The sequence below is a fragment of the Micromonospora sp. NPDC049004 genome (assembly GCF_040649315.1).
In the GTDB taxonomy this organism is placed as follows: domain Bacteria; phylum Actinomycetota; class Actinomycetes; order Mycobacteriales; family Micromonosporaceae; genus Micromonospora.
On record NZ_JBEZFG010000007.1, the window covers coordinates 173,257 to 194,433 of the forward strand.

A 21,177-nucleotide genomic window follows, 5' to 3' on the forward strand; every position below is an offset into this window, starting at 1 on the left:
TGGGGCGGCGACGGTCTCGGAGACTGCCATGGAAGATCCTTCCCGGCGGGGCGGGGGGGGGCCGCGCGGGGGGGGGGGGGGGCCGGCCCGCCCCCCCCCCCCCCCGACCCCGGGGCCCCGCCCGCCCGAGAAGATGGAGACACGATGAGCAAGGCCACGGACCCGCCCGCGGCGCACGTCGCCGACCGGCACGACCTGATCCGGGTGCAGGGCGCGCGCGTGAACAACCTCAAGGACGTCACGGTCGAGCTTCCGAAGCGCCGACTGACGGTGTTCACCGGGGTCTCCGGCTCCGGCAAGAGCTCGCTGGTGTTCGGCACCATCGCGGCCGAGTCGCAGCGGATGATCAACGAGACCTACAGCGCCTTCGTGCAGGGCTTCATGCCGACGCTGACCCGGCCCGAGGTCGACGTACTGGACGGGCTGACCACGGCGATCATCGTCGACCAGGAGCGGATGGGCGCCAACGCCCGTTCCACGGTCGGCACCGCCACGGACGCCAACGCGATGCTGCGCATCCTCTTCAGCCGGCTCGGGCAGCCGCACATCGGCTCGCCCAACGCGTTCTCCTTCAACGTCCCGTCGGTGCGGGCGACCGGCGCGATCACCGTCGAGCGCGGTGCCGGCAAGACGAAGACCGAGAAGGCGACATTCAACCGACTCGGCGGCATGTGCCCGCGCTGCGAGGGCATGGGCGCGGTCACCGACTTCGACCTGTCGGCGCTGTACGACGACAGCAGGTCGCTCAACGAGGGCGCGATCACGATCCCCGGCTACAGCATGGAGGGCTGGTACGGCCGGATCTTCCGGGGCTGCGGCTACTTCGACCCGGACAAGCCGATCGCCAAGTTCAACAAGAAGGAGTTGCAGGACCTGCTCCACCGGGAGCCGACCAAGATCAAGGTCGACGGCATCAACCTGACGTACGTCGGCCTCATCCCGCAGATCCAGAAGTCGTTCCTCGCCAAGGACATCGACACGCTGCAACCGCACATCCGCGCCTTCGTGGACCGTGCGGTGACGTTCACGACCTGCCCCGACTGTGCCGGCACCCGGCTCAGCGCCGAGGCCCGGTCGTCGAAGATCGCGGGTAAGAGCATCGCCGACGTCTGCGCGATGCAGATCAGCGACCTGGCGGCGTGGGTCCGGGGCATCAAAGAGCCGTCGGTGGCGCCGCTGCTCACCGGCCTGCAACACCTCCTCGACTCGTTCGAGGAGATCGGGTTGGGCTACCTGTCGCTCGACCGCCCCTCGGGCACCCTCTCCGGAGGCGAGGCGCAGCGCACCAAGATGATCCGCCACCTCGGGTCGTCGCTCACCGACGTCACGTACGTCTTCGACGAGCCGACGATCGGGCTGCACCCGCACGACATCGCGCGGATGAACGGCCTGCTCCTGCGCCTGCGGGACAAGGGCAACACCGTCCTGGTGGTGGAGCACAAGCCGGAGGCGATCGCGATCGCCGACCACGTCGTCGATCTCGGGCCGGGCGCGGGCACGGGCGGAGGCGAGGTGGTGTTCGAGGGCACCGTCGACGGGCTGCGCGCCAGCGACACGCTGACCGGGCGGCACCTGGACGACCGGGCCCGCCTGAAGACCTCCGTACGGACGCCGTCGGGTGTGCTGCAAGTGCGGGGCGCGAACGCCCACAACCTGCGCGACGTCGACGTCGACATTCCGCTCGGCGTGCTCGTGGTGGTGACCGGTGTGGCCGGTTCGGGCAAGAGTTCGCTGATCCACGGCTCGGTGTCCGACCGCGACGGCGTGGTGTCGGTCGACCAGAGCGCGATCCGCGGCTCGCGCCGCAGCAACCCCGCGACGTACACGGGGCTGCTCGACCCGATCCGCAAGGCGTTCGCGAAGGCCAACGGTGTGAAGCCGGCCCTGTTCAGCGCCAACTCCGAGGGCGCCTGTCCCGGCTGCAACGGCGCCGGCGTCATCTACACCGATCTGGGGATGATGGCCGGTGTCGCCGCCACCTGCGAGGAGTGCGAGGGCAGGCGGTTCCAGGCGTCGGTCCTGGAGTACCGGTTCGGTGGCCGGGACATCAGCGAGGTGCTCGCCATGTCGGTGCGCGAGGCCGAGGCGTTCTTCTCCGCCGGCGAGGCGCGTACGCCCGCCGCGCACGCCATCCTCGATCGGCTCGTCGACGTCGGGCTCGGCTATCTCAGCCTCGGCCAGCCGCTGACCACCCTGTCCGGCGGCGAGCGGCAGCGACTCAAGCTGGCCACCCGCATGGCCGAGAAGGGTGGCGTATACGTCCTCGACGAGCCGACCACCGGCCTGCACCTCGCCGACGTCGAGCAGCTGCTCGGCCTGCTGGACCGACTGGTCGACTCCGGCAAGTCGGTGATCGTCGTCGAGCATCACCAGGCGGTCATGGCGCACGCCGACTGGATCATCGACCTCGGCCCGGGCGCCGGCCACGACGGCGGCCGGATCGTCTTCGAGGGCGCCCCGGCCGATCTCGTGGCCGCCCGCTCCACCCTCACCGGTGAGCACCTGGCGGCGTACGTCGGCAGGTGAGCCCCCGGGGCCGGCGCGCGGCAGCGGCGTCGGCCTCACCGGGACCGGGGCCGGGTCCCGGCGATCAGCGTTCGGGTAGGCGTGGCCGGCTGATCGGGGCGCTGAGCATTCCGGTGATGGCGTCGACGAGGAAGTCGCCGACCTCGGGCCATTGCGGGTCTTCGCCGGTGCGTTCGGCGCGTGCCTCGACCTCGGCCGTCGTGGTGCTGACGATGCGGGTGATCAGGAGCGCACGGCCGGCGACCACCTCCGGGTCGAGGTGCCGCAGCCGCGCGGCCAGGGACTCGCGCAGCTCCAACGCCTGTGGCGTGGTGTCCTGGGCTTCGCGCATGATCGGCACAGTGGTGGGGTTGTGCAGCATGTGTTCCAGGAACCGGGCCCGCCAGCTCGGGCGCGGTAGCTGATCGAGAACCCGCATGCTCGGCTCCACGAGACCGCGGATGTCGCCGAGGATGGAGTCGTCGGTCGGGGGCATCTGAGCGCGTTGTTCCGCCACGGCGTGCACGTGGCGGGCCATGAGCGCCTTCAGCAGGCCCTCGCGCCCGCCGAAGTAGTAGCGCACCGCCGAGTGGTTGGTGTTGCCAGCCGCCTCGGCCACCCGGCGGTCGGAGATCTCGGCGACTCCCGATTCGGCGAACAGCCGCTCCGCCGCGTCCAGCAGCGCGGTGCGTGCCGCCTCGGACCGCCTCATGACCCCGGCCCCCTCGTGTCTTCGCCCGGATGTGACTCAGGTCAACCTAGCCGGATTCCTGGTTCCGGCATCCGCCGCCTACAGTTTGTAAGTCAACTGGCGTACAAACTGCTCTGGAGCGTGCATGGATACCGAAGCCGTGATCGAGGCTGCCGACGTGGTGGACGGCCGCCCGCCCGGCGCGGACCGCAAGGAACAGATCATCCGAATGGTCGCCCTGTTCGTGATGCCCTTCCTCATCGTCACGATGATGTTCGCGACCTACATGTCGACCATGCATTCACCGCACCCCCGGGACATGCCGGTCGCGGTCGTCGGCAGCGGCGCCCCGGCACAGGCCGTCGTCGACGGGCTCAACGCCGCCGACAGCACCGAGGCCACCCTGGTGGCCACCCGCGACGACGCGGTCGACCTGCTGCACGACCAGGAAGCCGCCGGGGCGCTCGTCCTGCCCACCGACGGCAGCGCCAACGCCACGATCCTCACCGCCTCGGCGGCCGGAGCCTCGCAGAACGCCACGGTCCAGCAGTTGCTCGCGCCCGTGGCCCTCCAGAACAGCTGGCAGACCACCGCCGAGGACGTCGCGCCGCTCCCCGCCGGTGACTCGGCCGGCATCGCGGTCCTGTTCGCCGCGATGGGCATGATGCTGGCCGGGTACGTGCCACTGAGCATCATGGTGATGGGCGTCCCCCACCTGCTGCGGCTGCGCCGGTTCCTGCCCGTTCTGGCCGGCTGGTCCGCGGTCACCAGCTCGATCATCTGGCTCATCCTCGGGCCCGTCGTGGGAGCCGTCGACGGCCACTACCTCACCTTCCTCGGCGTCGGCATGCTCGCCACCGCGGCCGTCGGCCTGGCCCAGCTGCTGCTCTCCAAGTTCGTCGGACCCCTCGCGGTGCTGCCCGGCATGCTGCTCTGGGTCGTGTTCGGCATGCCCGCGTCCAACCTGGCCCTGTCCGTGCACAACATGCCCGGGTTCTTCCAGTTCCTGCACGGCGTGCTGCCGCTCCCGGCGGCCGGTGAGGCACTGCGCTCGGTCCTGTACTTCGACGGCAACGGCCTGGGCGCCCACCTGATCGTCCTGGCCGTGTGGCTCGTGGTCGCCCTCGCGCTCTGCCTGCTCAAGGAGCGCAGCGCGAGCGGCAACACGATCCCCGGCGTCCCTCCGATCGCCGACCCCGAGGCGAAGGCCCCCGCTCTGGCCGGCGGGCCACCGCGCTCCAAGCGATTCCGGTACGTGGCCGCGGCCGGCTTCCCGCTGGCCATCCTCGTGGTCGTCGTGGGCGCCATGGGGTTCTCCATGCACAAACCGCAACCGCACGACATCCCGGTCGTCGTTGTCGCCGCCGCCCCCGGGCAGGCTCAGCAGACCGCCGCCGGCCTCAACGCACAGCTTGACGGCATCCTCGACGTCACAGTCGCCGACACGGTGGACGAGGCCACCGAGCAGATCCGTACCCGTGAAGTGGTCGCCGCCTTCGTCCTGCCGTCGGCGCCCGACACTCCCGCGACGCTGTACTCGGCGTCCGCCGCCAACGCCAGCCAGCAGTCCGCGATCCGCGCGATCTTCCAGCCGATCACCGCGGCCCAGGACCTCCCGCTCACGCTGACCGACGTACAACCCCTGAGCGATACCGACACCGGCGGCAGCAACAGCATGTACGTCGGGATGTCCTGGATCATGGCCGGCTTCCTGTTCCTGGCCGTCCTGCGCGGTGGTGCCCCGCACGTGCGTCGCGTGCCCCAGTTCCTGCCGCTGCTGGGCGGCTGGGCGATCGGCATGTCCGTCTGGCTGTGGTTCCTCTTCGACGTCGTCATCGGCGCGATCAGCGGCAACGCCCTGGAGACGATCGCCTACGGCGCCCTGACCATCTTCTCGGTCTCCCTGGCCACCGGAGTGCTCACCCGCACCGTCGGCCTGGCCGGCATCATCCCGATGATGCTGGTGCTGATGATGGCCGGCGTGCCCGCCTCCGGCGGTGGCATGTCGGTATACCTGGTCCCCGAGGTGTTCCGCCCCCTGCAGGACGTGCTGCCGCTGCCCGCGGCTGTCGACATCGCCCGATCGCTGCGGTACTTCGACGGCGTCGGTGTTGGACAGAACCTGCTGGTCATCGCCATCTGGGGCGCTGTCGGGCTCGTCCTGAACCTCGTGATCGACAGGTGGCTCAAACGCCGCGCGGACTCCGGCGACCCGGATGCGGGTGCGGCACCCGAGGTGCACCCGAGGTTGGTGCCGGCCGAGGCGCACTGAGCGGCACCGCAGCCCACCGCCGATCCCTCGCGATCGGCGGTGGGCTTGCTCCTTCTGGTCAGGCCGGGTCGTACTCGACGGCGACGTCCAGCACCCAGGTGACGCCGAACGGGTCGGTGAGCATGCCGTAGAGGGGAGCCCAGCCGGCGGGTGCGAGGTCGACCAGGACTGTCGAGCCCTCGCTCAGTTTCTTCCAGTAGCCGGTGATCTCGTCGGCGTCGCTGCCCCGGACCGAGACGAAGAACGGGCTCTCGCCCTGGCTCCACGGCCGCGCCGACGGCACGTCGTACGCCATGATCTGGAAGCCCTCGGCGGACGTGACCTGACCCCACATGATCTGGTCGGCCTCGTCCGGGGTCTGCACGTTGTGGGCGTCGGCGTAGGTCACCGCGGCGAGGTCCCCGTCGAAGACGGACCGGTAGAAATCGAGGGCGGCCCGCGCGTTGCCCCGAAGGTTGATGTGGGCGACGGTGTTGATGCTCATTGCTGCTCCTCGTGTGACGTGACCCGTGGCTGTTGCCCGGGTGCAACGCCGACGATGGCAGGGGTAGCGGTCAGGTTGTGTCCGCTACCCGGGGCACACTCGGGGGCATGGCCACGACCTCCGCGAGACTGCTGTCGCTGCTCTCGCTCCTCCAGGCCCGACGTGACTGGCCTGGCGGTCTCCTGGCCGAGAGGCTGAACGTGAGCCCGCGTACGGTGCGACGCGATGTCGGCCGGCTGCGCGAGCTCGGCTACCCCGTCAGAGCCTTCAAGGGCCCGGACGGCGGTTACCGGCTCGACGCTGGCGCCCAACTGCCACCGCTGCTGTTCGACGACGAGCAGGCCGTCGCCATCGCCGTCGCACTCCAGGTGGCAGCCCTCTCCGGGGCGGACATCCAGGAGGGCGCGGCGCGAGCGCTGAACACCATCCGGCAGGTCATGCCCAGCCGGCTGCGGCACCGCGTCGACGCCCTCCAGGTCACCGCCGTCGGACAACCCACGACCGGGCCGGCCTGCCCGGTCGACGGCACCGTGCTGGCAGCCATCGGCGCGGCCGTCCACGCCCGCGAGGTTCTGCGCTTCGACTACGCCTCGACGAGCGCCGCCGCCGACGCGCCGCCCCGCCGCGTGCAGCCCCACCACCTCGTCACCTGGAAGGGGCGCTGGTATCTCGTCGCCTGGGACCTCGACCGAGACGACTGGCGAACCTTCCGCTGCGACCGGGTCAGCCCGCGTACCCCGACCGGACCACGCTTCACCCCACGACAACTGCCCATGGGAGACGTGGCCACGTACGTCACGGGCCGCTTCCGAGGTTCCACCGACGCCTCGGCGTGGCCCTGCGTTGGCGAGGTCATCATCGGCCTTCCCGCCGTCGTCGTCGCCGCGTACACCCGCGACGGGCTTGTCGAAGAGGTCGGCCCCGAGCGCTGCAAGCTCGTACAGGGCTCCTGGTCCTGGGTCGGCCTCGCCGCCGCGCTCGGCAGGTTCGACGCGGACATCGAGGTGATCGGGCCCGCCGAGCTCAAGGCTGCCTTCGGCGGTCTCGCCCGCCGCTACGCCGACGCGGCCCGGCCCGGCTAGACGCGCGGCGGCCGTGCGCACACGGCTCGTCGCGGGCTTCGGGGAGCGGAAACGCAAAACCGGGCGCGTGGAGGCGGTCTGCCTCTGCGCCCGGCGGTGAAACTTTTCTTGGTGCCCCCGGCAGGATTCGAACCTGCGCCCCCGCCTCCGGAGGGCGGTGCTCTATCCCCTGAGCTACGGGGGCTCAGCGACTGGAGAAGACTAGCAAACCTCCTCCGCGTACGCCGAATCGGTATCGGACGAGCCGATCGTGTCGGTGATCGGCCCGTCCGTGCTCAGGCCGCTGCGATGGCCCGCCCACAACTGGGCAGCGGGTGCAGGACGATCCGCCGGGGGAGCCGGCGTGGCCACTCGTTGCGCGGCCAGGACCCGTCCACGATCAGGTGCACCGTGCGCTGCTCCTCGCCGCTGAGTCGCAGCACGAAGTCGCGGGGGAGCGGCGGGTCCACGGTCGGCGTGGTGATCATGAAGCGCACCCGCCCCCGGGACGAGACCGCGGAGATCACGTCCGCCGCCGGCATGGTGCCGCGCAGCCGGACCCGACCGATCCAGTAGACCTCGGCCAGGTGCTCCTGTGCCGTCCGGGTGATCGCCGGGTACTCGCTGCGTACCCAGCGCTCGACCGCGCTGACGCAGAGCCCGCAGGCCCGCTCGCGCGGTTCCCGCGGACCCAACCCCCAGGCCCGCAGGTACGCCCCGACCGCCCCCGCGTCCAGCGGGAGGTTGAACCGGCGCTGGATGAGCGTGGTGAGGCTCTGCCGCGTCCACAACTCCTCGTCCAGGCCGAACTCGTCGGGGTGGACGCCCCGGAGTGTGTCGATCAGTTCGAGTTCCTGTTCGCGACTGAGCGTTCCCGGCTCGCCCTGCCGCTGTCCGCGACGGACGGCTGCCACCGCCCCGTCACCGCCGATGGTGTGGCGTCGGCACCAACTGGTCACCGAGCGCCGTGCGTCTCTGAGTGCAACCCCCACGTCTTGGGCAACGAGCCCGAATCACAACTGGTCACGATATGTATGGAGAAAACTCTCTAAGCAACGTAATCGCCCGTGACGCTCGAATCGACCAAACCGGACTTAAGTGCATGAAGGGTGCGGCCGAGGGGTGGTGGGTGGGTCGGCAGGGGGTGGAATCCGCCCGGAGCCGCCAAGATCCGCACAACTTCCGGGATGTTGCTGCCTCCCGGCGCTGCGAGACAGCAACATCCCGGAAACTGCGCGGATCTTGAGGCAGGGCGGGACGGCAGGGGTGGGGGGTGTGGACAGGCGTCGGGCCCGCGTCCACGCCGGCGAGCGGCGGGAACGCGGGCCCGGTGTGCCCGTACGGCCGGTCAGCCCTTGGCCTGCGCCTGGAGCTGCCGGAGGTTGTTCAGCTCGGACTGCTGGGTGGTCTTCATGGTCTGGGCCATGCGGACCACCTCGGCGTTGTCGGTCTCCGCGAGCGCCGCGTCGATCATGTGGATCCCGCCGAGGTGGTGGTTGTACATCAGGGCGAGGAACTGCCGGTCCACCTCGATGCCCTTGGCGTCGCGCAGCGAGGCCATCTGCTCCGGGGTGGCCATGCCCGGCATCAGCCCGTCCTTGACCGCGGCGCCGTCGGACATCCACGACATCGGCGGCTGCGACCCGGTCGGGCTCAGCTGCCAGTCGCGCAGCCAGGTCTGCATGGCGCCGATCTCGCCCTGCTGACCGGTGGCGATGTCGACGGCTATCTGTCGCACCTCGGGCAGCGTCGCCGACCGGTACGCGATCAGGCTCATCTCCACCGCCTGAGCGTGGTGGGTCGTCATGTCCCGCGCGAAACCCGCCTCGACCGACGAGTCACCGGGTCGGGTGAGGCGAGGAGTGAGCAGGCCGCCGGCGTACCCGATCAGCAGGCCCACCACCACCATGATGGCGAGCGCCGCGACGCCGTAGCGCCGCGCCGGTGCCGGGCCGCCCTCGTCCGGGGCGGCCACGACGTCGTCGTGCTCGGTGTCGGTGGTGGCGGGGGCTGTCATCGCCGTCCTTACTGGGTCGGGGGCTGCTGCTGGAGGTCACGCGGCGTGGTGCCGGTGGCGGTGATACCCGTGTTGCACAGCGCGGTCGGGCCCTCGACGGAGGCGTTCACCCGCAGGTCCTTGATGAACTCGTCGATCCGCTTGTCGTCGGCGTTGTCGACCTTGAGCTGGTAGCCCCACGCCTGGAGCGAGATCGGCTTGTCCAGGCCCTCGTACGGGCTCAGCATCGTCTTCTCGACGCCGCGCACCTTGCCGGCGAGCTTGTCGATCTGGTCCTGCGGCAGGCCCGGGCGGTAGGTGATCCAGACCGCGCCGTGCTCGAGGCTGTGCACCGCGTTCTCGCTGGCGATCGGGGCGTCGTAGACGTCACCCATGCAGTTCTGCCAGGCCGCGTTGTGCACGCCGCCGACGGGCGGCGAGTACTTGTAGGTGAGCGGGCCGGACTTGTGCGCCTCGTACTTCAAACTGTCCGGATCGGTCTTGCGGTAGTTGACGATGCCGTCGATCGAGTTCGCCCGCTTGTCCCACGGCTTGGAGCCCTGGAACGACGCCCAGGCGCCGTAGCCGATGATGCCGGCGGCCAGCACGCCCACGGTCACGAAGAGCGCGATCGGGCCCCAGGCCCGGCCCTGGCTCACCTTGACCGGGGTGACCGGCTTGCGGGGGCCCTTGCCGCCTGCCCGTGGCGTGCCGGCCGGCTTGCCGGTGCCGGCCTTGGCGCCGGACGCCGGCCGGCCCGCGGCCGGCTTCTTGCCGGTGCTGACCACGGTCGGGCGGCGCTCAGGGCCGCCCGGGGTGCTGATGCTCATCGTGCCTCGTCAGGTCGGTCGGTCAGGGGAGTGGCGGGCCGGATGACGCGCAGGGTTGCCGCCGAGTGCCCGAGTCTACCCCCGATAACATGGTTGGGTGACTCCTGCAGAACTCGCCTCGGTCGTCCTCACCGCCGCCCACGCCGTCTTCACCGACCGTGGTCTGGATCACGCCGCGCTGCCGGAGCACACGGTGGTGGAGCGACCTCGGAACCCCGAGCACGGCGACTACGCCTCCACGCTCGCTCTGCAGTTGAGCAAGAAGGTGGGCGTCCCGCCGCGCGAGCTGGCCACCGCTCTGGCCGACGAGCTGGGCCGGGCGCCGGGGATCAAGTCGGTGGAGATCGCCGGTCCGGGTTTTCTGAACATCCGGCTGGACGCCGCCGCCGCCGGCCAGCTCGCCCGCCTGATCGTCGAGGCCGGCGCGGAGTACGGCCGCAGCGACCGGCTCGCCGGCGAGAAGATCAACCTTGAGTTCGTCTCGGCGAACCCGACCGGCCCGGTGCACATCGGCGGGGTCCGCTGGGCGGCCGTCGGCGACGCGCTGAGCCGGCTGCTGCGGGCCACCGGCGCCGAGGTGGGCACGGAGTACTACTTCAACGACGCCGGCTCCCAGATCGACAGGTTCGCCCGCTCGCTGCTCGCCGCCGCCAAGGGCGAGCCCGCGCCGGAGGACGGCTACGGCGGCGCGTACATCGCCGAGATCGCCGCCGAGGTGCAGGCCCGCCGGCCCGACGTGCTGACCCTCGACGACGCCGCCGCCCAGGAGGTGTTCCGGGTCGAGGGCGTCGCGTTGATGTTCGACGAGATCCGCTCGTCGCTGCGCGACTTCGGGGTGGAGTTCGACACCTACTTCAACGAGAAGGACCTGCACGACCGGGGCGAACTGGACCTCGCACTGGCCCGGCTGCGCGAGCAGGGCCGGGTCTACGAGTCCGAGGGCGCGACCTGGCTGCGCACCACCGACTTCGGTGACGACAAGGACCGGGTGCTGCGCAAGTCCAACGGCGAGTGGACGTACTTCGCCGCGGACTGCGCCTACTACCTCGACAAGCGCGAGCGCGGCTTCGAGCGGGTCGTGATCATGCTGGGCGCCGACCACCACGGCTACATCGGCCGGATGAAGGCGATGGCCGCCTGCTTCGGCGACGACCCGGAGCGCAACCTGGAGATCCTCATCGGGCAGCTGGTCAACCTGCTGCGCGACGGCGCCCCGATGCGGATGAGCAAGCGGGCCGGCACGGTGATCACCCTGGAGGACCTGGTCGAGGCGATCGGCGTGGACGCCTCCCGGTACGCGTTGGCCCGCTACTCCAGCGACTCCCCGATCGACATCGACATCGAGCTGTGGACCCGGGCGACCCGCGACAACCCGGTCTACTACGTGCAGTACGTGGCCGCCCGGACGGCGGGGGTGGCCCGCAATGCCGCCGAGGTGGGGCTGGTCCCGGGCGACGCCGACGCGTTCCGCCCCGAGCTGCTCGACCACGAGAAGGAGAACGAGCTGCTCAAGGCGCTCGCCGAGTTCCCGGCGGTGGTCGCCACCGCCGCCGAGCTGCGCGAGCCGCACCGGGTGGCCCGCTACCTGGAGGAGAGCGTCGCCGCCTCCTACCACCGCTTCTACGACAACTGCCGGGTGCTGCCGCTGGGCGACGAGGAGGTCACCGACAGGCACCGGGCCCGGCTCTGGCTCAACAACGCCACCCGCACGGTGATCGCCAACGGCCTGCACCTGCTCGGCGTCTCCGCACCCGAGAGGATGTGACATGCGGGCTCACGAGGCTGGTGCGCTGCACGCGGACATCAGCAACCAGGGGCCGGCCTGGCTGCGTACCCCGGCCGACGTCAACGCCCTCGTGCCGGCGCTGTGGCCGCGCAGCGTGACGCGCGGCGCGGACGGCGCGGTCGCCGTCGCGGGCCTGAGCGTCCGCGACATCGCGGCCGAGTTCGGCACCCCGGTGTACGTCCTCGACGAGGCCGACCTGCGCTCGCGCTGCCGCGACTTCCGGGCGGCCTTCCCGACCGAGGACGTCTTCTACGCGGGCAAGGCGTTCCTCTGCCGCGCGGTGGTCCGGATGATCGCCGAGGAGGGCCTGCACCTCGACGTCTGCACCGGCGGTGAGCTGGCCACCGCGCTCTCGGCGGGGATGCCGCCGGAGCGGATCGGCTTCCACGGCAACAACAAGTCGGTCGCCGAGCTGGGCCGCGCGCTGGACGCCGGGGTGGGTCGGATCATCGTCGACTCGTTCACCGAGATCGACCGGCTCACCGCGCTGGCCCGCGAGCGCGGGGTGCGGCCCCGGGTGCTGGTCCGGGTGACGGTCGGCGTCGAGGCGCACACCCACGAGTTCATCGCCACCGCCCACGAGGACCAGAAGTTCGGCTTCTCGCTGGCCGGCGGCGCGGCAGCCAACGCCGCGTTCAAGATCCTCGACGAGGACGTGCTGGAGCTGCGCGGCCTGCACTCGCACATCGGCTCGCAGATCTTCGACGCCAGCGGGTTCGAGGTCTCGGCCCGCCGGGTGCTCGCCCTGCAGGCGCAGATCCGCGACGCGCGCGGGGTGGAGCTGCCCGAGCTGGACCTGGGCGGTGGGTTCGGCATCGCGTACACCACGCAGGACGACCCGGCCACCCCACAGGACCTGGCCAAGCGGCTGCGCAAGATCGTCGACTCGGAGTGCGCGGCGGAGAACCTGGCGGTGCCGCACCTGTCGATCGAGCCGGGCCGGGCCATCGTCGGTCCGGCCGTGTTCACCCTCTACGAGGTGGGCACGGTCAAGGACCTCGACGGCCTCCGCACGTACGTCAGCGTCGACGGCGGGATGAGCGACAACATCCGCACCGCGCTCTACGACGCGTCCTACTCGGCGACGCTGGCCTCGCGCGCCTCGACAGCGCAGCCGCTGCTCGCCCGCGTGGTGGGAAAGCATTGTGAGTCCGGGGACATCGTGGTGAAGGATGAATTCCTGCCCGCCGACGTGCAGCCCGGAGATCTTGTCGCGGTGCCCGGCACCGGCGCCTACTGCCGGAGCATGGCCAGCAACTACAACCATGTGCCCCGGCCGCCGGTCGTCGCGGTCCGCGACGGCCAGGCGCGTCTGATCGTCCGGCGGGAGACCGAAGACGATCTGCTGGCATTGGATGTGGGATGACGTCACCTGTGCGCTTGGCACTGCTCGGCTGCGGCACGGTCGGCCAGGAGGTGGTCCGGCTGCTGCACGAGCAGTCGGCCGACCTGGCCGCCCGCATCGGCGCTCCACTGGAGCTCGCCGGCATCGCCGTCCGCCGGCTCGGCCGCGACCGCGGTGACCTTCCGGTCGACGACGCCCTGTTCACCACCGACGCGCTCGGCCTGATCAAACGGGACGACGTCGACGTGGTGATCGAGGTGGTCGGCGGCATCGAGCCGGCTCGCGACTGGCTGGTCGAGGCGCTGCGCGCCGGCAAGAGCGTGGTCACCGCCAACAAGGCGCTGCTCGCCGAGGACGGGGTGGCCCTGCACGAGGCGGCGGCCGAGGGCGGCGGCGACCTCTACTACGAGGCGTCGGTCGCCGGCGCGATCCCGCTGCTGCGCCCGCTACGCGAGTCGCTGCACGGCGATCGGATCAACCGGGTCACCGGCATCGTCAACGGCACCAGCAACTTCATCCTCTCCGCGATGGACACGACAGGCGCCGGGTTCGCGGAGGCCCTGGAGCAGGCCACCGCCCTGGGGTACGCGGAGGCCGACCCGACCGCCGACGTCGAGGGCTTCGACGCCGCGGCCAAGGCCGCCATCCTCTCCTCGCTGGCGTTCCACACCCGGGTCGGCGCCGCCGACGTGCACCGCGAGGGCATCACCGAGGTGACCGCCGCGGACATGGCCAGCGCCCAGGCGATGGGCTGCACGATCAAGCTGCTCTGCATCGCCGCGCGGGGCGTCGACGCGGCCGGTCAGGAGACGGTCAGTGTCCGCGTCCACCCGGCGATGATCCCGCGCAGCCACCCGCTGGCCAGCGTCGGCGACGCGTTCAACGCGGTCTTCGTCGAGGCGGAGGCGGCCGGGCAACTGATGTTCTACGGCCGGGGCGCGGGTGGCGCACCGAGCGCCAGCGCCGTGCTCGGCGACGTGGTGGCGGTGTCCCGCAACCGGCTCGCCGGGGTGCGCGCGGCCAGCGAGAGCGCGTACGCGGCCCTGGCGGTGCGGCCGATGGGCGAGGCGCTGACCCGCTACCACGTGAGCCTGGACGTGGCCGACCGTCCGGGTGTGCTGGCCGCGGTGGCGGGCGTGTTCGCCCGGCACGACGTGTCGATCGCGACCGTCCGGCAGGGCTCGGCGAGCGGCATGCCCGGCCGGGACGGCGACGCCGAGCTGGTCATCGTCACCCACGTGGCGCCGGACGCCGCGCTCGCCGCGACAGTGGTCGAGCTGCGCGGGCTGGACATCGTCCGGTCGGTGACGAGTGTGCTGCGGGTCGAGGGCGGCGCCTGAGTCGTTGAACCACCGGGGCGGCCCGCCCGTCCCGCCAGGTGGGTAACCCGGGGTGTGCCCTCGATGGCTGCGGCAGGGTGGTCCAGGGTGGCCTGATGCTCGGGTCGGTGCAGAGGTAGAGGCGAGGAGAGCGACATGTGGCGGGGTCTGATCGAGGCGTACCGGGATCGGCTGCCGGTCACCGCGGCCACGCCGGTCGTCACGTTGCACGAGGGGAACACCCCGCTGCTGCCGGCGCCCGTGCTCTCGGCCCGGCTCGGCTGCGACGTCTACCTGAAGGTGGAGGGCGCCAACCCGACCGGCTCCTTCAAGGACCGGGGGATGACCCTCGCGGTCTCCAAGGCGGTCGAGGCCGGCAACAAGGCGATCATCTGCGCCTCCACCGGCAACACCAGCGCCTCCGCCGCGGCGTACGCGGCCCGGGCCGGGCTGACCTGCGCGGTGCTGGTGCCGCAGGGCAAGATCGCCCTCGGCAAGTTGGCCCAGGCGCTGGTGCACGGGGCGAAGCTGCTCCAGGTCAGCGGCAATTTCGACGACTGCCTCGCGCTCGCCGCCAAGCTGGCCCAGGATCACCCGGTCGCGCTGGTCAACTCGGTGAACATCGACCGGCTGCACGGCCAGAAGACCGCCGCCTTCGAGATCGTCGAGGCGCTCGGCGACGCCCCCGACATCCACTGCCTGCCCGTCGGTAACGCCGGCAACATCTCCGCGTACTGGATGGGATATTCCGAGGAGCACGCCGCCGGCACGACCACGCGGGCGCCGAAGATGTACGGCTTCCAGGCGTCCGGGGCGGCGCCGATCGTGACCGGCCAGGTCGTGCCGGAGCCGTCGACGATCGCCACCGCCATCCGGATCGGCAACCCGGCGAGCTGGACCAAGGCGCTCGACGCCCGGGACGCCTCCGGCGGTCTGATCGCGGCGGTGACCGACCGGGAGATCCTCTCCGCGTACCGGCTGCTCGCCCGCGAGGTGGGGGTCTTCGTCGAGCTGGGCAGCGCGGCCAGCGTGGCCGGCCTGCTCCAGCAGGCCGCGGCGGGCGCGGTTCCGGCCGGCTCGACGGTGGTCTGCACGGTGACCGGTCACGGCCTGAAGGACCCGGAGTGGGCGATCTCCACCGCGCCCGCTCCGGTGACCATCGGCAACGATCCGCTGGCCGCGGCCCGCGCCCTCGACCTGGCCTGAGAGCGGTACGACCCACCGGCGGTGGGCCGCCCTGGGGGCGGCGGGGGTCCAGGTGATCGAGTCCGGCACACTTTCACCTATCCCCGCCCGCATTCTCTTTCAGGAGTGAGCCAGGCCGATGTCGCTGCTCGCCAGATTCAGCCTCGCCAACCGAGGGCTGGTCGCCCTCATCGCGGTGGTGATTACGGCGTTCGGAGCGTTCGCCGTGCCGTCGCTGAAGCAGCAACTGCTGCCGTCGCTCGAGTTCCCGGCCGCGTTCATCGTGGCGCCCTATCCCGGTGCCGGTCCCGAGATCGTCGAGTCGCAGGTGACCGAGCCGATCGAGAACGCCCTGCAGGGCATCCCGGGGCTGGACAAGGTCACCTCCACGTCCCGCGAGGGGGCGGCCACCGTCCAGGTGCAGTACGAGTTCGGCACCGACCTGGACGACGTGGTCAACAAGATGCAGACCGCGCTGAGCCGGATCGACGCCCAGCTGCCGGAGAGCGTCGACCCGCAGGTCATCGCGGGCAGCACGGACGACCTGCCGGCGGTGGTGCTGGCCGCGGCCGGCGGCGCCGACGAGCGGGCGCTCGCCGAGAAGCTGCGCGCGACTGTGGTGCCGGAGCTGGAGGGCATCGACGGAGTCCGCACTGTCGAGGTGACCGGGACCCGCGACGACGTCGTGGTGGTCACCCCGGATCCGGCGAAGCTGGCCGCGGCGAAGGTCCAGCCGACCGCCATCGGCGCTGCGTTGAAGACCAACGGCGTGTCGGTGCCGGCAGGTGCGGTGACCGACGGCGGCCTCGCGCTGCCGGTGCAGGTCGGGACGCCGGTCGTGACCCTGGACGACCTGCGCGGCATCATCATCGCGCCCGGCGCGGCACCGGTTCGTCTCGGTGACGTGGCGACTGTCGAGCAGCAGCTCGCCCCGGCCACCGCGATCACCCGGACCAACGGCAAGGACAGCCTCGGCATCGCCGTCACCGCGTCCCCGGACGGCAACGCGGTGGAGATCTCCCACGAGATCCAGGACCGGCTGGCCGACCTGAAGGACGCCTCCGGCGCGGAGCTGACGGTGGTCTTCGACCAGGCGCCGTTCGTGGAGAAGTCGATCAAGTCGTTGACCACCGAGGGCCTGCTGGGTCTGCTGATGGCGGTCATCGTCATCCTGGTCTTCCTGCTGTCGGTGCGCTCGACAGTGGTCACCGCGGTCTCCATCCCGCTCTCCGTGCTGGTGGCGCTGCTCGCTCTGTGGATCGGCGACTACTCGCTCAACCTGCTCACCCTCGGCGCGTTGACCATCGCGGTGGGCCGGGTGGTGGACGACTCGATCGTGGTGTTGGAGAACATCAAACGACACCTGGAGTACGGCGAGGAGAAGCGCCAGGCGATCATCACCGGCGTCCGTGAGGTGGCCGGCGCGGTGACCGCGTCCACCCTCACGACGGTGGCGGTGTTCGCACCGATCGCGCTGGTCGGCGGGTTCGTCGGGCAGCTCTTCGCGCCGTTCGCGATCACGGTGACGGTGGCGCTGCTCGCCTCGCTGCTCGTCTCGCTGACGGTGATCCCGGTGCTGGCGTACTGGTTCCTCAAGCCGCGCGGCGGCACTGTCGACGACGAGGCGGTGCGCCGCGACGCCGAGGAGAAGGAGCTGCGCAATCCGTTGCAGCGGGCGTACCTGCCGGTGATCGGGTTCGCCACCCGCAAGCGGTCGACCCGCTGGATCACCGTCGGGCTCGGCCTGCTGGTGCTCTTCGGCACCTTCGGGTTGGCGCAGAAGCTGGAGACGAACTTCCTGGACGACTCCGGTCAGGACACGCTCAGCTTCCGGCAGGAGCTGCCGGCGGGCAGCGGCCTGGCGGCCACCGACGCGGCGGCGAAGCAGGTCGAGGCGGTCCTCGGGCGGGTCGACGGGGTCGAGACCTACCAGGTGACCGCCGGTGGCGGCGACAACCCGTGGGCGGGCGGCGGAGGCAACAACGTCGCGAGCTGGTCGTTGGCGCTTGACGGCGACACCGACGCCAAGCAGGTCCGTGAGGAGCTGCGCCGGGAGTTCGACAAGATCGGCACCAGCCTGGGCGAGGTCAGCTTCGGCGGTGGTCAGGAGGCCTCGACCAGCCAGCTGGAGGTGATCGTCCAGGCCAGTGACCCGGAGGTGCTGACCCGCGCCGCCGAGGAGGCCCGGACGGCGATGGCCGGTGTCCCGGACGTCGAGGACGTCACCACGAGCCTCGCCGAGCGGGTGCCGAGGGTCGACGTGACAGTCGACCGGGTCGCCGCCGGTCGGGTGGGCCTCACCGAGGCCGCCGTTGGTCAGCTCGTGTCGCAGGCGTTCCGTGGCGCTCCGCTGGGGCAGGTGGCGCTCGACGGCCGCCAGCAGAACGTGGTGCTGCGGCTGAGCGCGGCCGCTCCGGTGTCGCTGGAGCAGCTGCGGGCACTTCCGGTCGGGCCGGTGAAGCTGGACGACATCGCGGACGTCACCCAGGCCGAGGGGCCGCAGCAGGTCACGCGGATCGACGGTGAGCGCAGCGTCTCGGTGACCGGCGCCGCGACCGGTTCGAACCTGGGCGCGACCACCAAGGAGTTGCAGAAGCGGCTCGACGGCATCGACGTGCCGGGGGCGAGCTTCACCATCGGTGGGGTCAGCGCCGATCAGGCGGATGCCTTCGGCGACCTGGGCCTGGCGGTGCTGGCCGCCATCGCGATCGTGTTCCTGATCATGGTGGCCACGTTCCGGAGCCTCACCCAGGCGTTGATCCTGCTGATCTCCATCCCCTTCGCGTCGACAGGCGCGATCGGTCTGCTGCTGGCCACCGGGACGCCGCTGGGAGTGCCGGCGCTGATCGGTGTGCTGATGCTCGTCGGCATCGTGGTGACCAACGCGATCGTGCTGCTCGATCTGATCAACCAGTACCGGGCGCAGGGCATGGGGGTCCGGGAGGCGGTGGTCGAGGGTGGCCGGCGCCGGCTGCGCCCGATCCTGATGACCGCGGTCGCGACGATCTTCGCGCTGCTGCCGATGGCCCTCGGGCTGACCGGCGAGGGCGGCTTCATCTCGCAGCCCCTGGCGGTCGTGGTGATCGGTGGTCTGCTCAGCTCGACGCTGTTGACGCTGATCCTGGTGCCGACGCTCTACACGATGGTCGAGCGCACCAAGGAGTCGCTGCGGGAGCGTCGCCGTCGGCGGCGATCCGGTGAGCCGGCGGTGACCGAGCCGACCGGGCCGGAGGGCGTCGAGGCGGACGGCCCGAACCAGGTGGCCGTGCCGACGGGCGCACCGGTGTCGACGGCGGCCGACGGCACGCAGCCGGCGGCGGCACGCCCCGCCCCGTCGGGCGCGTTGGTGGACGGCACGGACCAGTTCGAGGTGCTGCGGCTGCCCCGGAGCCGCACCTCGCCGCTGCCCCCGTCGGAGCCGACCGAGCCGACCGAGTAGTCGGACGACGACCCGTAACGCCCCCGGCAGGTTCGCCTGCCGGGGGCGTTCGGCCGTGCGGCCGCGGACACTCCGATCGGTCGACGGATGCTGCACTTTGCGTCACATCTTGCATACTCCAGGTAGGCATGGCGAGGTGACGGCGAGCGGGGCGGGTGGATGACCGAGAGCGCGCACGGGTGGTCCCGGCGCGATCTGCTGCGCCGGGGGGCGCTCGTGGTGACCGGGGCGGCCGCCGGGGCGGGCGTCACCGACGTCTGGCTCACCCATCGGCGGTTGCCGCTCGCCGGCGGCCCGGCCAGCGCCACCGTCGGCAACGGGCCGCAGGACGTCGGCTCGGGCGTGGTGCCGGTCATCTGGTCGGGGCCGACCACGCAGCGGCTGGTCGCGCTCACCTTCGACGACGGGCCGGCGCCACAGTGGACGCCCATGGTGTTGGACACCCTCGCCCAGCACCGGGTGCCCGCGACGTTCTTCCTGGTCGGCGCTCAGGCCCGGAAGCACGCCGACCTCGTACGCGACAGGCTCGGCGAGCACGAGGTGGGCAACCACAGCTGGGCGCACCGGGACCTCGCCCGGCTGGACGCCGCCGCGGCGTACGACGACCTGCGCCGCAGCCACGACACGATCGCCGAGGTGACCGGCCGGCCACCGCGGCTGGTCCGCCCGCCGTACGGCCACCTGGGTGGTGCGGTGCTGCATGCGGCATCGCGGCTGAACTACCGGCTGGTGCTCTGGTCGTTGCAGATGGTGGAGCGGGAGTTTCCCGACGACCCGGCCGGCCACGCCCGGCGGATCGTGGCCAACGTGCGGCCGGGGACGATCGTTCTCGGGCACGACGTCGGTGACCGGCGACGTCTGGTCGCGCTGCACGGCCTCCCCGACATGATCGCCGGGCTGCGGGCGCGCGGCTACACCTTCGTCACCGTCTCGGCGCTGCTGGGACCCGGTGTGGCCCCCACACCGACCGGGTAGGGTCCCGCTCCGTGGCGTCCACCCTCTCGGTCCTTACCGGCAATCGGAGCTTTCGCAATCTCTTCCTCGCCGAGCTGGTGGTCTTCGGCGCTGACTGGTTCGTCATGGTGCCACTGCTGGTGCTGCTGCCGCAGCTGACCGGCAGTGGGGTCTGGGGCGCCCTGGTGCTGGCGGTGGACACCGGCATCGTGGCGCTGCTGCTGCCGTACACCGGCACGATCGCCGACCGCTTCGACCGGCGGAAGATCATGATCGCCGCGAACGTGGCCGCGCTGGCCGGCGTGCTGCTGCTCCTCGGCGTCCGCGACCGCGGTACGGCCTGGCTGGCGCTGGTGGCGATCGGTGCCGTCGCGGTCGCCAAGGCGTTCTACTCGCCGGCCGCCCAGGCCGCGCTCCCCAACGTCCTGGAGCCGCACGAGTTGGCCGCCGGTAACGCCGTGGCCGGCTCGGCCTGGGGCACCATGACTGTGGTGGGCGCCTCACTGGGTGGTGTGCTCAGCTCGGCTGCCGGCCCGTACGTCTGCTTCTGGGTGGCGGCGGTCGGCCTGGCGGTGGCCGCGGGCCTCGCCACCCGGATCCGCCGGCCGTTGCAGGCGGCCCGGGACCCGGAGGTGCCGGCGCAGCGGACCTGGTCGGCGGCGGTCCGCGAGGCGCTCGGCTACATCGGGCACCGGCCGCGGGTGCTGGCGCTGGTCACGGTCAAGTCGGCGGTCGGCCTGGGCAACGGTGTGCTGACCGTGTTTCCGCTGCTCGCCGGCGTCTACGGGGTCGGTTCGCTGGGCGCGGGCCTGCTCTTCGCGGTGCGGGGAGCCGGCGCGCTGGTCGGGCCGATCCTGATGCGGCGGGTGTTGACCAACCGATCCTGGCTGCTGCCCGGGCTCGCGCTGTCCATGTCGCTGTACGGCCTGTCCTACCTGGGCACGTCGGTGGTGCGCTGGTTCCCGCTGGTGCTGCTGCTGGTCTTCGTGGCGCACTTCGCGGGCGGCAGCAACTGGGTGATGTCGAACTTCGCCCTGCAGGGCGAGGTGCCGGACCGGCTGCGCGGGCGGGTCTTCGCCACCGACATGATGCTCGCGACGCTGGCCATCTCGGTGAGTCAACTGGCGGTTGCCCTGGTGGTGGACGTGGTGGACGAACGGGTGGTCCTGGCCGGCTGCGGACTGGTGACCCTCGTGTACGCGGTCGGCTGGCGGATCGCCACCCGCCGGCTGTCGCTGACCGACCCGGTCGCCGAACCGGTTCCCGACCCGGCCGGCTGAACCCCGGCGGTCCCATGGTGCGGGCGACCG

Annotated in this window: 15 protein-coding genes and 1 tRNA gene; 10 read left to right on the forward strand and 6 right to left on the reverse strand. The window is 71.5% G+C overall.

Translation table 11 applies throughout. From position 1 onward, the window contains the following. Nucleotides 1-144 precede the first annotated feature (144 nt). On the forward strand, nucleotides 145-2,526 hold the full coding sequence (locus tag AB0B97_RS21945; RefSeq protein WP_357495966.1) for an excinuclease ABC subunit UvrA: 2,382 nt from the start codon (nucleotides 145-147) through the stop codon (nucleotides 2,524-2,526). A gap of 64 nt (nucleotides 2,527-2,590) precedes the next feature. Here AB0B97_RS21945 and AB0B97_RS21950 read toward each other — a convergent pair whose 3' ends face one another. Further along, nucleotides 2,591-3,217 (reverse strand): TetR family transcriptional regulator, encoded by a 627-nt coding sequence (locus AB0B97_RS21950; RefSeq protein WP_357495967.1) that lies wholly within the window; start codon nucleotides 3,215-3,217, stop codon nucleotides 2,591-2,593. A 124-nt stretch (nucleotides 3,218-3,341) separates the two neighbouring features. On the opposite strand from AB0B97_RS21950, the gene AB0B97_RS21955 reads away from it, so the two are divergent. Beyond that, nucleotides 3,342-5,468: an ABC transporter permease gene (locus AB0B97_RS21955; protein WP_357495968.1), complete on the forward strand. Its 2,127-nt coding sequence runs from the start codon at nucleotides 3,342-3,344 to the stop codon at nucleotides 5,466-5,468. 58 nt (nucleotides 5,469-5,526) lie between these two features. Here the strand turns inward: AB0B97_RS21955 and AB0B97_RS21960 are convergent, their stop codons facing one another. Beyond that, entirely contained in the window at nucleotides 5,527-5,952 is a 426-nt protein-coding gene (locus AB0B97_RS21960) for a VOC family protein (protein ID WP_357495969.1), read from the reverse strand. Between the two features lie 107 nt (nucleotides 5,953-6,059). On the opposite strand from AB0B97_RS21960, the gene AB0B97_RS21965 reads away from it, so the two are divergent. Then, nucleotides 6,060-7,034, forward strand: a complete 975-nt coding sequence (locus AB0B97_RS21965) for a transcriptional regulator (protein WP_357495970.1) — start codon at nucleotides 6,060-6,062, stop codon at nucleotides 7,032-7,034. 109 nt (nucleotides 7,035-7,143) lie between these two features. On the opposite strand, the gene AB0B97_RS21970 is transcribed toward AB0B97_RS21965, so the two are convergent. The 4 genes from AB0B97_RS21970 to AB0B97_RS21985 all read right to left on the reverse strand — a co-directional run bounded on the left by AB0B97_RS21970 (nucleotide 7,144) and on the right by AB0B97_RS21985 (nucleotide 9,839). Next, nucleotides 7,144-7,218 (reverse strand) — tRNA-Arg (locus AB0B97_RS21970). Nucleotides 7,219-7,309: 91 nt separating this feature from the next. Next, nucleotides 7,310-8,005 carry a winged helix-turn-helix domain-containing protein gene (locus AB0B97_RS21975; RefSeq protein ID WP_234585888.1) on the reverse strand — a complete coding sequence of 232 codons (696 nt, stop codon included), beginning with the start codon at nucleotides 8,003-8,005 and terminating at the stop codon, nucleotides 7,310-7,312. Nucleotides 8,006-8,361: 356 nt separating this feature from the next. After that, nucleotides 8,362-9,030 carry a DUF305 domain-containing protein gene (locus tag AB0B97_RS21980; protein WP_357495971.1) on the reverse strand — a complete coding sequence of 223 codons (669 nt, stop codon included), beginning with the start codon at nucleotides 9,028-9,030 and terminating at the stop codon, nucleotides 8,362-8,364. Nucleotides 9,031-9,038: 8 nt separating this feature from the next. Beyond that, on the reverse strand, nucleotides 9,039-9,839 hold the full coding sequence (locus AB0B97_RS21985; protein WP_357495972.1) for a DUF3105 domain-containing protein: 801 nt from the start codon (nucleotides 9,837-9,839) through the stop codon (nucleotides 9,039-9,041). Nucleotides 9,840-9,936: 97 nt separating this feature from the next. On the opposite strand from AB0B97_RS21985, the gene argS reads away from it, so the two are divergent. From argS to AB0B97_RS22020, 7 genes are all read left to right on the forward strand, one after another. After that, on the forward strand, nucleotides 9,937-11,604 hold the full coding sequence (gene argS, locus AB0B97_RS21990; RefSeq protein WP_357495974.1) for an arginine--tRNA ligase: 1,668 nt from the start codon (nucleotides 9,937-9,939) through the stop codon (nucleotides 11,602-11,604). 1 nt (nucleotide 11,605) lies between these two features. Further along, nucleotides 11,606-12,991: a diaminopimelate decarboxylase gene (lysA, locus tag AB0B97_RS21995; RefSeq protein WP_357495976.1), complete on the forward strand. Its 1,386-nt coding sequence runs from the start codon at nucleotides 11,606-11,608 to the stop codon at nucleotides 12,989-12,991. Between the two features lie 8 nt (nucleotides 12,992-12,999). After that, nucleotides 13,000-14,310, forward strand: a complete 1,311-nt coding sequence (locus AB0B97_RS22000) for a homoserine dehydrogenase (RefSeq protein WP_357496251.1) — start codon at nucleotides 13,000-13,002, stop codon at nucleotides 14,308-14,310. 135 nt (nucleotides 14,311-14,445) lie between these two features. Beyond that, entirely contained in the window at nucleotides 14,446-15,495 is a 1,050-nt protein-coding gene (gene thrC, locus AB0B97_RS22005; RefSeq protein WP_357495978.1) for a threonine synthase, read from the forward strand. A 118-nt stretch (nucleotides 15,496-15,613) separates the two neighbouring features. Continuing rightward, nucleotides 15,614-18,913: an efflux RND transporter permease subunit gene (locus AB0B97_RS22010; RefSeq protein ID WP_357495980.1), complete on the forward strand. Its 3,300-nt coding sequence runs from the start codon at nucleotides 15,614-15,616 to the stop codon at nucleotides 18,911-18,913. 159 nt (nucleotides 18,914-19,072) lie between these two features. Next, a complete protein-coding gene (locus AB0B97_RS22015) occupies nucleotides 19,073-19,888 on the forward strand; it encodes a polysaccharide deacetylase family protein (protein ID WP_234585872.1) in 816 nt (271 codons plus the stop codon). Nucleotides 19,889-19,899: 11 nt separating this feature from the next. Further along, entirely contained in the window at nucleotides 19,900-21,147 is a 1,248-nt protein-coding gene (locus AB0B97_RS22020) for an MFS transporter (RefSeq protein ID WP_357495983.1), read from the forward strand. The last annotated feature ends 30 nt before the right edge of the window (nucleotides 21,148-21,177 follow it).